Annotated in this window: 15 protein-coding genes; 13 read left to right on the top strand and 2 right to left on the bottom strand. The window is 70.3% G+C overall.

The features are described 5' to 3' along the window. The first annotated feature begins 90 nt into the window (after positions 1–90). The 3 genes from V7067_RS09980 to V7067_RS09970 all read left to right on the top strand — a co-directional run bounded on the left by V7067_RS09980 (position 91) and on the right by V7067_RS09970 (position 2,372). Entirely contained in the window at positions 91–579 is a 489-nt protein-coding gene (locus V7067_RS09980; RefSeq protein ID WP_334175746.1) for a class I SAM-dependent methyltransferase, read from the top strand. 12 nt (positions 580–591) lie between these two features. Continuing rightward, positions 592–1,086: a class I SAM-dependent methyltransferase gene (locus V7067_RS09975; protein WP_334175745.1), complete on the top strand. Its 495-nt coding sequence runs from the start codon at positions 592–594 to the stop codon at positions 1,084–1,086. 86 nt (positions 1,087–1,172) lie between these two features. Further along, positions 1,173–2,372 carry a pyridoxal phosphate-dependent aminotransferase gene (locus V7067_RS09970; protein WP_334175744.1) on the top strand — a complete coding sequence of 400 codons (1,200 nt, stop codon included), beginning with the start codon at positions 1,173–1,175 and terminating at the stop codon, positions 2,370–2,372. Between the two features lie 105 nt (positions 2,373–2,477). On the opposite strand, the gene V7067_RS09965 is transcribed toward V7067_RS09970, so the two are convergent. After that, the gene (locus tag V7067_RS09965) at positions 2,478–3,194 is read right to left on the bottom strand and encodes a gamma-glutamyl-gamma-aminobutyrate hydrolase family protein (RefSeq protein WP_334175743.1); all 717 of its coding nucleotides are present in this window, start codon (positions 3,192–3,194) and stop codon (positions 2,478–2,480) included. An 82-nt stretch (positions 3,195–3,276) separates the two neighbouring features. Beyond that, positions 3,277–4,677 (bottom strand): glutamine synthetase family protein, encoded by a 1,401-nt coding sequence (locus tag V7067_RS09960; RefSeq protein ID WP_334175742.1) that lies wholly within the window; start codon positions 4,675–4,677, stop codon positions 3,277–3,279. A 314-nt stretch (positions 4,678–4,991) separates the two neighbouring features. Here V7067_RS09960 and V7067_RS09955 point away from each other — a divergent pair, with 314 nt between their 5' ends. The 10 genes from V7067_RS09955 (at position 4,992) to V7067_RS09910 (ending at position 14,123) form a co-directional block, all read left to right on the top strand. Beyond that, a complete protein-coding gene (locus tag V7067_RS09955) occupies positions 4,992–5,612 on the top strand; it encodes an NUDIX hydrolase (protein ID WP_334175741.1) in 621 nt (206 codons plus the stop codon). 233 nt (positions 5,613–5,845) lie between these two features. Then, positions 5,846–7,300 carry a siroheme synthase CysG gene (gene cysG, locus V7067_RS09950; protein ID WP_334175740.1) on the top strand — a complete coding sequence of 485 codons (1,455 nt, stop codon included), beginning with the start codon at positions 5,846–5,848 and terminating at the stop codon, positions 7,298–7,300. Positions 7,301–7,308: 8 nt separating this feature from the next. Further along, the gene (locus V7067_RS09945) at positions 7,309–7,650 is read left to right on the top strand and encodes a DUF2849 domain-containing protein (RefSeq protein WP_334175739.1); all 342 of its coding nucleotides are present in this window, start codon (positions 7,309–7,311) and stop codon (positions 7,648–7,650) included. Between the two features lie 16 nt (positions 7,651–7,666). Further along, positions 7,667–9,325 (top strand): nitrite/sulfite reductase, encoded by a 1,659-nt coding sequence (locus tag V7067_RS09940; RefSeq protein WP_334175738.1) that lies wholly within the window; start codon positions 7,667–7,669, stop codon positions 9,323–9,325. Next, positions 9,312–10,070: a phosphoadenylyl-sulfate reductase gene (locus tag V7067_RS09935; protein WP_334175737.1), complete on the top strand. Its 759-nt coding sequence runs from the start codon at positions 9,312–9,314 to the stop codon at positions 10,068–10,070. Before V7067_RS09940 ends, V7067_RS09935 begins: the two co-directional genes overlap by 14 nt. 8 nt (positions 10,071–10,078) lie before the next feature. Beyond that, on the top strand, positions 10,079–10,591 hold the full coding sequence (locus V7067_RS09930; protein WP_334175736.1) for a DUF934 domain-containing protein: 513 nt from the start codon (positions 10,079–10,081) through the stop codon (positions 10,589–10,591). 875 nt (positions 10,592–11,466) lie between these two features. After that, on the top strand, positions 11,467–11,865 hold the full coding sequence (locus tag V7067_RS09925; protein WP_334175735.1) for a hypothetical protein: 399 nt from the start codon (positions 11,467–11,469) through the stop codon (positions 11,863–11,865). Between the two features lie 290 nt (positions 11,866–12,155). After that, positions 12,156–12,281, top strand: a complete 126-nt coding sequence (locus tag V7067_RS09920) for a hypothetical protein (RefSeq protein ID WP_334175734.1) — start codon at positions 12,156–12,158, stop codon at positions 12,279–12,281. Between the two features lie 223 nt (positions 12,282–12,504). Beyond that, positions 12,505–13,596, top strand: a complete 1,092-nt coding sequence (locus tag V7067_RS09915; protein WP_334175733.1) for an alkene reductase — start codon at positions 12,505–12,507, stop codon at positions 13,594–13,596. A 194-nt stretch (positions 13,597–13,790) separates the two neighbouring features. After that, positions 13,791–14,123, top strand: coding sequence for an antibiotic biosynthesis monooxygenase (locus V7067_RS09910; RefSeq protein ID WP_334175747.1), 333 nt, complete (start codon positions 13,791–13,793; stop codon positions 14,121–14,123). The last annotated feature ends 177 nt before the right edge of the window (positions 14,124–14,300 follow it).

Raw genomic sequence — 14,300 nt, 5'->3', positions numbered from 1 at the left:
CGGGCAGCCCGCCGCGCTGCCGCCCCGCCCGGACCCGCAATCGCCTGCCGCCGGCCGTTCCGCAGCCGTCGCCGCAACCGCTGAGTGCTCATGAGCCGTCTTGATGCCTTCCTCGCCCGCCTGCATGCGCAGAAGGCGATTCTCGAATATGTCGCCCGCGAGATCGCCGGCGTGCCCGGCCCGGTGCTCGAACTCGGCCTCGGCAACGGCCGCACCTACGATCATCTGCGCGAGATCCTGCCCGGCCGCGAGATCTTCGTGTTCGACCGTGCGGTCTCGGCCCATCCCGCCTCGATTCCCGACGGCGAGCATATGATCGTCGGCGATATCCGCGAGACGCTGGCCTATTGCGGCCCGCGGGTTAAGGCGCAGGCCGCCTTCATCCACTGCGATCTCGGCACCGGCGATCCGACCAACGATCTGGCGCGCGGCGTGTGGCTTTCCCCGCTCATCCGCGAGCGCACCGCGCCGGGCGGCTATGTGGCCACCGGCGTGCGGCTCGACCTGCCGGATTTCGACGAACTGCCGATCCCGCCCGGTCTTGAGGCGAGCCGCTACACGCTTCACCGCAAGCGCTGAGGAGCGGCCGCCATGAGCCGCCTCGACAGCTTTATCCGCCGCCTCTCGGCCCAGAAGATTCTCATCGAGCATGCGCTGGAGCTGATTGCCGACGTGCCCGGCCCGATTCTGGAACTGGGCCTCGGCGTGGCGCGCACCTACGATCACATGCGCACGCTGGCGCCGGAGCGCGAGATCTTCGCCTTCGACAACGTCGTGGTCGCGCCCATCGACATGCTGCCGGATGCCCATCACTTCATTCTGGGCGAAATCCGCGAAACGCTGGCGTTCTGCGCGCCGCGCGTGGGCGGGCGGGCCGCGCTGCTGCACAACGATATCGGTTCGGGCGACGAAATCCACAACGCTGCCACCCGCGCGTGGCTTGCGCCGCTGGTGCCGCCGGCCATGGCGCCGGGCGGCATCGTGGTGACGAGCTTCACCATGGATCTGCCGGGCTACGAAAAACTGCCGACGCCGCCCGGTATCCGCGCCAACCGCTATCACATCTATCGCGCCCCGCGCGGCTGAGGCGTGACCGGACCCGGTCCGGTCACGCCTCAGGCCCGAAGACCGCCGGCTGTCCAGCGCCGCCGGCCGCACAGGACTGTTCTGCGATGTCCGCTTCCGACGCGCCCGCCCGTCCGCATCCCGATTTCACGGCCGAGCTTTCGGCCGTCGCCCGGCGCGCGCCGGACAGCGGCATCGTGGCGGTGATGAATTATGGCCGCGAACGGCGGGATCTGGTGCGGCTGTGGGTGGGCGAGGGCGAATTGCCGACGCCGGCCTTCATCTGCGATGCCGCCACCCGCGCGCTGGCGGCCGGCGAGACGTTCTATACCTACCAGCACGGTCTGCCGGAACTGCGCCAGACCATTGCCGACTATCACACCCGCCTGTTCGGCCGGCCCTTTGCCGCCGACCGCTTCTTCGCCACCACCTCCGGCATGCACGCCTTCAACATTGCGCTGGGGCTGGTCGTCAATCCGGGCGAGGAGGTGATCGTGCCGTCGCCGACCTGGCCCAACGTGCCGGCGGCGGTGGCGGTGCACGGCGCGGTGCCGCGCATCGTGCCGATCGATTACCGGGATCGCCGCTGGGTGCTGGATATCGACCGCATCGCTGCGGCCATCGGCCCCGCAACCCGTGCCATCGTGCTGAACTCGCCGGCCAACCCGACCGGCTGGGTGGCGGATCGTGCGGTGCTGCAGGCGGTGCTCGACCTCGCCCGGCAGCATGGTCTGTGGATCATCGCCGACGAGGTTTATGGCCGGTTCTCGTTCGGCGGCGAGCGGGCGCCGTCGTTTCACGATGTGGCCGACGACGCCGACCGGGTGTTGTGGATCAACACCTTCTCCAAAAACTGGGCGATGACCGGCTGGCGGCTGGGGTGGCTGGAAGCGCCGCCGGAGTTCGCGCAGCCCATCGAGAACCTCGTTCAGTATTCCACCTCGGGCCTGCCGGCCTTTCTGCAGCGCGGCGCCATTGCCGCCATGCAGCATGGCGACGGCTTCATCGCCTATCAGAACGAGCGGGTGCGACAGGCGCTCGGCATCGTCAACGACGCACTCGCCGGCGCAAACCGGGTGACCTATGCCGTGCCCGACGGGGCGTTCTATCTGTTCATGGCGGTGGAAGGCTTCGACGATACGCGCGAGCTGGCCTTCCGCCTGATCGACGAGGCAGGCGTCGGTCTTGCGCCGGGAACGGCTTTCGGCCCGGGCGGCGAGCGCTTCCTGCGCCTTTGTCTGGCGCGTTCCGAGGCCCAGATCCGGCAGGGGGCCGAACGGCTGCACGACTGGCTGATGCGGACCTGACGACCGGTCGGCTGCTGAACCGGGGCTTGCTGAACCGGGGAGCCGCGGCCTGAGAACGGGCGCCGGCAGCGCCCGTTTGCGGCCCGGCCGGCGACGGCCCCCGCGTCAGGCTGCGGCGGTGACGATCTCGCCGAAGCGGCGCAGCACGCTGGCGGCGAACGGCGTCGGGCCGATGCGGGCGCGGTCGGCCTCGACATCCTGGCCGCGGGCCTGAAGATCGGCCCGAACGATATCGTGGATGATGCGGGCGCCTTCCGGCGAGAATTCCGGATGGAACTGCACGCCCCACGCCAGCGGCGCAAAGCGCAGGGCGTGAATGCCGGTATCGTTGGAGGCAAGCAGCGTGGCCCCGGGCGGGGCGGCAGCGACATTCTGATAATGCGCCGCCTGAACGAGGAAGCGGTCGGGCAGGTGGCCGAACAGCGCATCCTGCGCCGCTGCCGCCGTGCGCGCCACTTCGACCGTGCCATATTCGGGCTGCCCGTCGATTTCCGCCACGCGCCCGCCCAGCGCATGGGCGAGAAGCTGGTGGCCGAAGCAGATGCCGAGCGTCGGCACACCGGCGGCCAGCGCGCGGCGGCAATAGTCGGCGGTCGGCACGATCCACGGCAGCGGATCGGCGACCATCGAGGCCGAACCGGTGATGACCAGACCGCCGATATCCTCCGGCGCCGGCGGGGCCTCGTCACGGGTGACATAGATGGCCCGGCCCGGCAGCCCGACCCCGGCCTCAATCGACGGCCCGAACTCGCCGCACGCGGCGTGATAGCTCGGGGCAGCCTCGGCGGTTACTTCGCAAGCCAGAATAATCAAGGGCTTCACGCGGATTGCTCCACCAGTTTCTCAAATGCAGGCCACCATGAGGCAGCCGGCGCGACGGGGCGCGCCGGCCTCCATATGGGCATCAGGTGCCGATGAAATAACGGCGCCACTCGAAATCGGTGATGTGGCTCGCCATCCACTTGTCGAACGCCTCGATCTCGAACGCGCGGCTGGCGGTGTAGTGGCGCTGGAACTGCGCGCCGTAGATCCGCTCGATGAACGGCGAGTCGCGGAAGGCGTCGATCGAACCCTGCAGGCTGTGCGGCAGCCGCTCGTGCAGCGCGGGATCGGGCGAGCCCGGGGTGAGGGCGATCGGTTCCAGCCCCTCTTCCAGCCCGTCGAGGCCGGCGGCCAGCACGGCAGTCATCGTCAGGTAGGGGTTCACGTCGGCACCCGGCACGCGGTGCTCGAAGCGCGCGGCACCGGCGGTCGGCGTCGTGATCGCCCGGATGGCCGCCATGCGGTTCTCATAGCCCCACGACACATCCTCCGGCGACCAGGCGGAACGGTCGATCCGGCGGTAGGAATTGATGGTGGGGCGGAAGAACAGGTGGCTCTCGCGCATCCGCGCCAGCAGGCCGCCGAGGAAGTTCAGCGCGGTCGGCGACAGCGCGCGGCCTTCGCCGGCAAACACGTTCTCGTCGTCGCGCCACAGGCTGATGTGGTGGTGGGCGCCGCAGGCGCTCTCCTTGCCCGGCGGCTGGAAGCGCGCCATGAAGGTGGCGGCAAGGCCCCATTCGGCCGCAAGCTCGCGCACCGCCAGCTTGGTGCGGGCGGCATCGTCCGCCGCCTCCAGCGCGCCCTTGGGCGGCAGGGCGATTTCATACATGCCGTAGCCGTATTCGGTCGTCACCGCCGGCAGCACGATGCCGAGGCTCTTGAGGCGCGACATCAGCGCCTCGACGAACTTCTGGTAATCGCCGGTGTGCAGAATGTCGTAGTTGACCAGCGAATGGCCCCACGGCTTCATCTCGCGGTAGCGGCCGGCGCGCATCAGGTCCATGTCGGCCTGAAACAGGCCGAACTCGAACTCGACGGCGCACTTCACCTCATAGCCCAGCGCGGCGGCGCGGGCTTCCTGCGCGGCCAGAATGGCGCGGGCGTCGATGGGATTCGGGCTGCCGTCGAGCAGGAACGAGTTGCAGATGACGGAGGCCACCTTCGGGTTCCAGCCGTGGACGCGGATGGTGCCGGGATCGGCCAGCGCCTGAATGTTGGCAAAGCCGGTGGCGGAGGACGACAGCTCGCACTCGAACGCGGTGTCGCCGGTCGGCTCGCCGTCGGCGTGGGCGGTTGCGAGCAGGATGGCGCACAGCGCCTCGCCGTCCGGCGCGAATTTCAGCGGGCCGATCTTGGTGCGCATGTTGCCCGCGATGTCGGGATTATGCGTGTGGAGATATTCCACGCCCGCTTCCGCCAGCTTCTGCTGGGCGGCTTCGAGCAGGGGCCTTCTGTGGACGGCAAGGGCTCTGAGGTTCATCATGGCTCCGGACAATGGCTTGCTGCCGGCCCGGCATCGCCCTTGCGCGGAGGGGGAACAATTCAGCCTTCCGCCCGCAGGTAACGCCGGCTGCGCCGCAGGCAGGGCCGGCCTGAAAGGCCCGCCCGGCGGCCTGAGCCGGCAACCGCAGCAGAACACATGGCATGCCGGCCGGTTGCGCGCCAGTGCCGTTGCGCACCGGGACGGGCCGGCGGATTGATCCGGCGCATTTACCGGCGCCGGTTCGCCGTGCAACAAAGTCACACCTGTTGTTTTCGGGTTGTTCCAGACCTTCAAGCCACGCAGAGGGCGCAGCCATGCCGACCGGCGATCTTGATGCGGAGCTTCTCTCCCCGCCCGCCCGGGTGATCGGCCGCCGCCGGCTGGTCGACCGATTCGTCCGCCTTGACGTGGTCGATGTGGAGCTTCTGCGGCGCGACGGCAGCCGCGTGGTGGTGGAGCGCGATATCCACGACCACGGCAATGCGGTTGCCGTGCTGCCCTACGATCCCGTGCGCCAGACGGTGGTTCTCGTGCGCCAGCTGCGTGTTCCGCTGCTGCTGGCCGGCGAGGGCGACGGCACGCTCGTGGAGGTGCCGGCCGGTCTCATCAACGCCGGCGAGAACGCGGCCACCGCCGCCATGCGCGAGGTGCGCGAAGAGGTGGGGCTCGACCTGCAGAATCTGGAGTGGATCGGCGAGGTCTATGCCTCGCCCGGTGCGCTGACGGAGAAAGTGACGCTCTATCTGGCGCATTACATCTCCGGCAATCACATCGCCGCCTATGGCGGCCTTGCCGATGAGGAAGAGGATATCGAGATCCTCGAATGGCCGATTGCGCATTTCCGCGCTGCCATCGACGGCGGCGGCATCCGCTGCGCCAAGACGATGCTGCTCGGGCTGGCGCTGCGGCTGCGGCGGCCGGATCTGTTCGGCTGAAGACGCGCCGGCAGGCAAAAGTTTTCTATTATTGCGCTGGATTATTATGCCGCGGGCCGCGAATGGGCCCGGTGCGGCTGTTTTGAGGAATTCTTTTCTCTGCGATGCCTGTGCCGGGGGAAAGGCATGCCCGGCAATCCGGGCGGCTCTCCCTTAATCCTGTGCAGGTTCCGATCGCCGTCGTGCGCGCGGTGTCAGCCGCGCTGCGGAAAGCACAAGGGAAGGACCGTTCGATGCCGGATGCCCGTGAGCGCCTCAGCGTGTTCCCCGCCTTTCACAAGGTTGCGGGCCGGTGCGTGCTGGTTGCGGGCGGCGGCAGCGAGGCGCTGGCCAAGGTGCGCCTGCTGGCGGAAACCGAAGCCGAGGTGCGCGTCGTGGCGCCGGCTGTCGGGCCGGCCCTGCGTGCGCTGGCGGTGGCCGGCGGCGGCAGCGTGATCGAACGCGACTTCCGGGCCGGCGATCTGGCCGGCGTGGCGCTGGCCTTTGCCGCCACCGGCGAGGAGGCGGCAGACCGCGCCGTTGCCGAGGCCGCGCGCGCCGCCGGCGTGCCGGTCAACGTGGTGGACCGCCCGGAGCTCTGCGATTTCTATGTGCCGGCGCTCGTCAACCGCGCGCCGGTGGCGGTGGCGATCTCGTCGGCCGGCACCGGGCCGGTGCTGGCGCGCCACATCCGCGCGCGCATCGAGGCGATGCTGCCGCGCGAGACCGGCGCGCTGGCCCGCCTTGCGGAGAGCTTCCGGGCAACGGTTGCCCGCGTGCTGCCGCCGGGCGAGGCGCGGCTGCGCTTCTGGGGCCGTTTCTTTGCCGGGCCCGTCGCCGACCGCCTTTATGCCGGCCGGCCGGACGAGGCGCGGGCGGAAGCCGCCCGCCTGCTCAACGGCCCCGAGGGCGGGCCGGCCGGGTTCGTGTGGCTGGTGGGGGCCGGGCCGGGGGCGGAAGACCTGCTGACGCTGCGCGCCCAGCGCCTGCTGCAGGAGGCGGACGTGATCGTGCACGACCGGCTGGTGCCGCAGGCCGTGGTGGCCATGGGGCGGCGCGATGCGCTGCGCATCAGCGTCGGCAAGGCCAAGGGCGCCCACTCCGCCACGCAGGACGAAATCAACGCGCTGCTGGTGCGCCTTGGTGGCGAAGGCCGCCGCGTGGTGCGCCTCAAGGCCGGCGATCCGCTGGTGTTCGGCCGGGCAGGCGAGGAGATGGCGGCGCTGCAGGCCGCCGGCATCGGCCATGCGGTGGTGCCGGGCGTCACCGCCGCGGTTGCCGCCGCCGCCTCGCTGGCGCTGCCGCTGACGCTGCGCGGCGTGGCTTCCTCTCTGGTGTTCGCCACCGGTCACGACCGCGACGGCGAGACGCTGCCGGGCTGGGCCGGTCTGGCGCTTTCGGGCGCGACGGTGGCCGTCTACATGGGCCGCTCGGTGGCCGGCCGTGTCGGCCGCGCGCTCATCGCTGCCGGGTTCGATGCCGCAACGCCGGTGGCCGTGGTCTTCAACGCCAGCCGCGACGACGAGCGGGTGGAGGCCGGCAGCCTTGCCGATCTCATCGCCGCCGCCGATCTCTCCGCCGCCGGTTCCGACGGCGCCGCGCCGGATCAGGATCCGGCCCTGATCATCATCGGAAAGGCCGTTGCCGCGGCCGATCTCTCCGCCGCCCGGCCGCTTCGTGCCGCCACCCTTTCCGCCGTTGCCGCCTGAGGTGAACCATGGCCCCCGCAAAGCAGAAGGCCGCCCCGCGGCAGATCATCACCGCCAACCGGCTTTCCGACGGTCTGGTCGTGTTCCTCGCCGCCGGTCAGCGCTGGAGCGAGGCCGTGGCCGAGGCGGACGTGCTGACCACCCCGGAGGCGGTTGAAGCCGCGCTCGCCTTCGGCAAAGCCTGTCAGGCCGGGCGCCTGCTGGTCGATCCGGTGGCCATCGATGTGATCGAGACGGCCGCCGGCCCCTGGCCCGTGCGGCTGCGCGAACGCATCCGCGCCTTCGGCCCGACTGCCCGCACCGATATCGAGAATGCCGCGCCGCAGCGCGCCGACGCGCCGGCCGCCTGAGAAAGAGCTGACACCCATGTATCGCTATGACGAGTTCGACCGCGATTTCGTGGCCGCGCGCACGGCGCAGTTTGCCGATCAGGTGGAGCGGCGCCTTGCCGGCGAGCTGACCGAGGACGAGTTCCGCCCCCTGCGTCTGCAGAACGGCGTCTACCTGCAGCTTCATGCCTACATGCTGCGCATCGCCATTCCCTACGGCACGCTGTCCGGCCGCCAGATGCGCCGGCTGGCGCTGATCGCGCGCGAGTTCGACAAGGGCTACGGCCACTTCACCACCCGCCAGAACATCCAGTTCAACTGGCCGCGGCTGGACGACATTCCGCGCATTCTGGGCCTGCTGGCCGAGGTGGAGATGCACGCCATCCAGACCTCGGGCAACTGCATCCGCAATGTCACGGCCGACCATTTCGCCGGCGCTGCCGCCGACGAGATCGCCGATCCGCGCCCGATTGCCGAGGTGCTGCGGCAGTGGTCGTCGATCCACCCGGAATTCCTGTTCCTGCCGCGCAAGTTCAAGATCGCCGTTTCGGGCGCGGCCACCGACCGCGCCGCCATCCGCTTCCACGATATCGGCCTGCAGCTGGTGAAGGGTGCGGATGGCGCGGTCGGCTATGAGGTGTGGGTTGGCGGCGGGCAGGGCCGCACGCCGATGATTGCCAAGCTTGTCAATGCGTTCGTGCCGGAAACGGAACTGCTTTCTTATCTGGAGGCGGTGCTGCGGGTCTATAACCGCTTCGGCCGGCGCGACAACAAGTACAAAGCGCGCATCAAGATCCTCGTCCACGAGACCGGGCTCGACGAACTGCGCCGGCAGATCGAGGACGAATATGCGGCCATCCGCGGCGGGGTGCTGACCGTGCCGGCGGAGGAGATCCGCCGTATCGAGGCTTATTTCGCCCCGCCGGCCCTGCCGGCCCGCGCCGTCTCTTCCGACCGGCTGGAGGCGGCGAAGCGCGAGAACCGGGCGCTGGCCGACTTTGCGCTGCAGAACCTGAACCCGCACAAGGTGCCGGGCTATGCCTCGCTGACCGTTTCGCTGAAGCCGGTCGGCGGCATTCCGGGCGATGCCACGGCAGAGCAGATGGAGGTCGTGGCCGGCCTTGCCGAGCGCTACGGCTTCGACGAAATCCGCGTCAGCCACGAGCAGAACCTGATCCTGCCGCATGTGGCGCTGGATGACGTGCCGGCCATCTTCGAGGTGCTGGCCGCCCACGGGCTGGCCACCGCCAATGCCGGCCTCATCACCGACATCATCGCCTGCCCGGGGCTGGATTATTGCGCGCTCGCCAATGCCCGCTCGATCCCGATCGCGCAGGCGATTTCCAGCCGGCTCGGCGATCTGGAGCGCCAGCGCGACATCGGCCCGCTGTCGGTCAAGATCTCGGGCTGCATCAACGCCTGCGGCCATCACCATGTGGGCCACATCGGCATCCTCGGCGTCGACCGCAAGGGCGAGGAACTCTACCAGATCACGCTGGGCGGCGCGCCCGGCGCGAATGCGGCCATCGGCGAGATCGTCGGTCCGGGCTTCCCGGCCGACGGCGTGCCGGATGCCATCGAGACGATTGTCGAGACTTATCTCGCAAACCGCACCGGACCTGAGGAAACTTTCCTCACCGCTCTCGGCCGGCTTGGCGAGGCGCCCTTCAAGGAGGCCCTCTATGGCTCACGCTGATGTTGCCGCGGCGCCCGTTGCCCCGCCCGCCGACCTGTTTTCGGCCGGGGCACTGCAGGCGCGCTACGGCGCGCTGACGGCGCCGGAAATTCTGGATGCGGCGATCAACACGGTCTTTGCCGGGCGGATCGCGCTGGTCTCGTCGTTCGGTGCCGATGCAGCCGCGCTGCTGCATCTGGTCTCGGAAGTGAACCCGGCGACGCCGGTGCTGTTTCTGGAAACCGGCAAGCACTTTCCCGAAACCCTGCGCTACCGCGACCGGCTGATTGCGCGCCTCGGGCTGACCGACGTGCGCTCGCTGCGGCCCGACCCCGTCCGCCTTGCGGAAATCGACCCTGAGGGCGCGCTGTGGCTGCGCAACACCGACCAGTGCTGCCACATCCGCAAGGTTGAGCCGCTGGCGCGGGCGATGGAAGGGTTCGATGCGTGGATCACCGGCCGCAAGCGCTTCCAGAACGGGCAGCGCGCGCAGCTCACGGCCTTCGAGACCGAGGGCGGGCGGGTGAAGGTCAACCCGCTTGCCGCGTGGACGAAGGACGATGTGAAGGCCTATGTTGCCCGCCACGACCTGCCGCCCCATCCGCTGGTGGCGGAGGGCTATCTTTCCATCGGCTGCCTGCCGTGCACATCCCGGGTGGCGGCGGGCGAGGACGAGCGGTCCGGCCGCTGGCGCGGCAAGGCCAAGACCGAATGCGGCATTCATCTCGGCATTCTCGGCCGTGAAATCGACGGCTCCGGCATCTAGAGGCAGACATGACGAGCGATATCTACCGCGCCGGGGCGTTCCAGCCGGATACCTGGCGCGTTCTCGGCGATGACGAGGCGCTGCCGGCGGAAGGCGGCGTGCTGCTGCCCTTCGCCCGCTTCCTTACTGAGCGCGCCGGGCTGGCCGGCGACAACCGCCCCCTTGGCGTGGTCATTGCGCCGGCCGACCGCATCGAGGAGATTGCCGCCGACCTGCCCCGGCTTTCGGTGTTGGCCATCGCCTTTCCGGCCTACACCGACGGGCGCGGCTATTCCACCGCCCGTCTGGCCCGCCAGCGCTATGGCTTTACCGGCGAGGTGCGGGCCATCGGCAACGTGCTGCTCGATCAGGTGCCGCTGATGCTGCGCTGCGGCTTCGACGCCCTTGTGGTGGAAAACGAACCGACCCGCCGCCGGCTGGCGGAGGGGCGCATTCCGGACGTGCCGCTCTATTACCAGCCCACCGGCCTCGGCGGCGAAGTGCCGGCCGGTCCGCGATCGTGGACCCGGCGGCGGGCGTAACGCCTGCCGCTTGCCGCGCGGCTCCGCGCGCGCCCGTCCGGCACAGCGCCCCGGCCCGTGTGCATCTGAATCCGGATGATGCGCGCGGGCGGCGGCCGGGTGGCGGCAAACAGCACCGCCCCGGCCCTGTCGTCTGCCACCGGCATGTCGGACCGCGCCGCCCCGACCCCGGTGCGGCCCTTGCCTCGGGCGAATTCCGTCTTCACGCCGCCCGGGCCGGATCGTGCCGACCCGGACGCCGGGGGCCGCGATCCCTTGCCGAGGCCCTGCGCGAAGCCGCAGATGCCGGCAATCGCCGAGACCATCAGCACCAGCCCTTCCTTCTGCGCGACCATCGCGGGCACGGCGTGGCGCGAGAACGGGACGGTGGACCGCATGGTGGAATCCATCGTCTGGTCGCAGTCGCCGGCACCGGTTTCCGCGGGCGGACGGCAGTTGCCGACGCCGGCATTGTCGACGAGGATGTCGGGGCGGCCGCGGTGCGGAGGCGGCGGCCGCGGTGCGGAGGGCGGTGTCGTCCTCCCGTGCGTCGCCGGCGACGATGACGGCCCGGCCGCCCGGTGCCGTCCCCCAATCCGCCAGCGCCTGAAGCGGCCGGCGCGCCGCGTGGTGAGCACAAGGCATGCGCCCGCGCCCGCACCCGGCCAATGCCGGCACGCGCGCCGGTGACGTGGCGACCTTGCCGGCAAAGCGGGCGGGCAACGCTGCTGCACGGTGGCGGTGACGGGCCGGTCGTTCCAATGGACGGACCTGATATCGATCCGAATCGGAGATGAATAATCGGGCGGGGCGGGCGATGGCTCTGAAGCCGCTCACCGGCTTTGTCGCGACGGCGGAGGCGCTGAACTTCGCCCGCGCCGCAGCCCGGCTGCAACATGGTGCAGTGCGGCCTGTCGTACACCATCCGCCTGCCGGAGCCGGAACCGGGCGGGCCGCTGCCGGCGCGCAGCCCCCGGCGGGCGGCTCTGATGCCGGCCGGCCGCGTGCTGCCGGCAGAAGCCGGGCGTGTGCCGGCCGCTGCCCGCGCGGCGCGGCTGCGGCTGACGCAGGTGCCGGGCGTTGTCCGGGGGCCGTTGCGGATCGGTTTTATCCGGAGCCTCGCGCCGTTCGTCGATCTGCCGGCCTCGCTCGGCCGCTTCCGCGCCGCTCCCCCCGGCATCGATATCGCGCTGCATCCCGACGGCGCCGGCGCTCTTCCGGCGGACGTGGCGGAAGGGCGGCTGGCGCTGCCGGGCACGCCCGTGCGGGGCACCGCGATGCGCTTGCCGGCGTGATGAGGAACCGGTCGTCGTTTCCGCCCCCGGCCGGCCCCTGTCGGCTACGGTGATGCAGGAGGCGCTGGCCGGAGAGCCGTTTGTCGAACTCGGGCCGGCCGGGGCCTGCGGCACCTCTTCGAGGCCGGTTTCCGCGCCCGCGGCCCCGGCCGGCACATCGGCTGTGCGGTGAACGATCTGCCGATGCTGCCCGATCCGGCGGGGCAGGGGCCGGGCGTCGCGTGCGTGGCGGAACCGGTCGGCCCTGCCTGCGCCCGCGCGGTGCCTCCAGCACTCCGGAGGGCGACGACGTGCCGGGCCGGGCGATGGTGGCGGCGTGCCGCGGGCCGGCCGATGCGCCGGCGGACCGGCTGGCGGGCGCCTTTCCCGGCCGGCTCGTCGATGCCGGCGGCCACCGGCCGGTGCGCCACGGCTGAGGGCCGCAGCCGCACGCCTCTCCGGTAAACGGGCAGGATGGAAATTGACTGAACCGTTTGGTTCAGAATCTGCCGGCAGCCCCCTTGCCCGGCCGGTGCGGCTCTCTACATCTGCGATGGACAGTCTCTTCCAATGGCCCGGCCGGGCTCGAAGCCGGCGGGTTGTCGTCTGTCTTGCGGCCTGATGGTGCGCACTGCGGCCATCCAATCGAGGTGTCTCCTCATGACCCGAACGCCGAGCCTTTTCGACCCCGTTGAAATCGGAGCGCTCAAGCTCTCCAACCGCATCGTCATGGCGCCGCTGACGCGCAACCGCGCCGGCCCGGGCGATGTGCCCTCCGCCCTTGCGGTGGAATATTATCGCCAGCGCGCCACGGCGGGCCTGATCGTTTCCGAGGGCAGTCAGATTTCGCAGCAGGGGCAGGGCTACGAATCGACCCCCGGCATCTACACCGCGGCGCAGGTGGAAGGCTGGAAGCCCATCACCCGCGCGGTGCATGACGCCGGCGGCCGCATCGTCATCCAGCTCTGGCACGTCGGCCGCGTGTCGCACGTTTCGCTGCAGCCGGGCGGGGCCGCGCCGGTGGCCCCCTCGGCCATCCGCGCCGAGACCAAGACCTATCTGAAGGGCGGCTTTGCCGATGTTTCCGAGCCGCGCGCGCTGGAGACCGGCGAGATCGCCGGCATCGTCGCCGATTATGCAGCGGCGGCGAAGAATGCCATCGAGGCGGGCTTCGACGGCGTGGAGATCCACGGCGCCAACGGTTACCTGATCGACCAGTTCCTGTGCGACGGCACCAACCGGCGCACCGATGCCTATGGCGGCTCGCCGGAAAACCGCACCCGCTTCCTCGCCGAAGTGCTGGCGGCGGTGACCGACACCATCGGCGCCGGCCGCACCGGCCTGCGCCTGTCGCCGGCCTCGCCCGCCAACGGCATTTCCGACAGCAACCGTCAGGTCACCTTCAACGCGGCTGCCGATGTGGTGGGCCGCTTCGGTCTGGCCTTCGTCCACGTTGTGGAAGGGGCGACCGGCGGCGCGCGCGACTTCATCCCCGATTTCGACTTTGCCGAAATCCGCCGCCGCGCGAAGGCGCCCTACATTGCCAACAACGGCTACGACAAGGCACTGGCCGAGGCGGCGATTGCCGGGGGGCGGGCCGATCTGGTGGCCTTCGGCCGGCCGTTCATCTCCAACCCGGATCTGGTGGAGCGGCTGCGCCGCGGCGCCCCGCTGGCGCCGCTCAACCGCGACACGCTCTATGGCGGCGGCGCCCACGGCTACACCGACTATCCGCCGCTTGAGAACGCCTGACGGCGGCCATCGCGCGTCCGCTTTCGGCCAGAACGGCCCGCCGGTTCCCCCCGGCGGGCTTTCTCTTCACAGCCGGGCAGTCTTGAATCGGAATAACTGCAAATAACACGCATCTGCAAAAATGTACTTGCCGTGCCCGACCGGCAAGGCCAAATAGGATCATCGATTTCTGACCCTCGGGAGTGAGCCGTCCGATGTATATCGCCATGAACCGCTTTCGCGTCCGCCTCGGCAAGGAGAGCGCCTTCGAGGAGCTCTGGGCCAGACGCGAGATCCATCTCGACCGTGTGCCGGGCTTCGTGGAGTTCCACCTGCTGCGCGGGCCGGTGCGCGAGGATTACGCGCTCTATGCCTCCCATGCCGTGTGGGAAAGCAAGGCGGCCTTCGAGACGTGGACGAAGTCCGAGGCCTTCCGCGCTGCGCACCGCGATGCCGGGCAGGGCGCGCCGCTGACGGTGGGCCACCCGGAGTTCGAGGGCTTCGAGACGATGCTGGAGCTGCGCCCGGCCACCCCGGCCGCGGCCTGAGCGGCAGCCGGCGGCTCTGCGCCGCCGGCCCCCGATCCATTGTCCTGCAGCGACGGCCGCCGGGTGTCCCATCCGGCGGCCTTTTTCGTCCCGCGACGGTGTGTGCCGGGTCCGCGCGGAAGGCCGGGCCTCAGCCGGCCTGCGGCGGCACAGTGGCGGCGAAGTGGCCGGGCGCCA

Source organism: Pseudoxanthobacter sp. (genome assembly GCF_036822375.1).
Lineage (GTDB): Bacteria > Pseudomonadota > Alphaproteobacteria > Rhizobiales > Segnochrobactraceae > Pseudoxanthobacter.
This window is presented reverse-complemented; position numbering and strand designations above follow the sequence as displayed.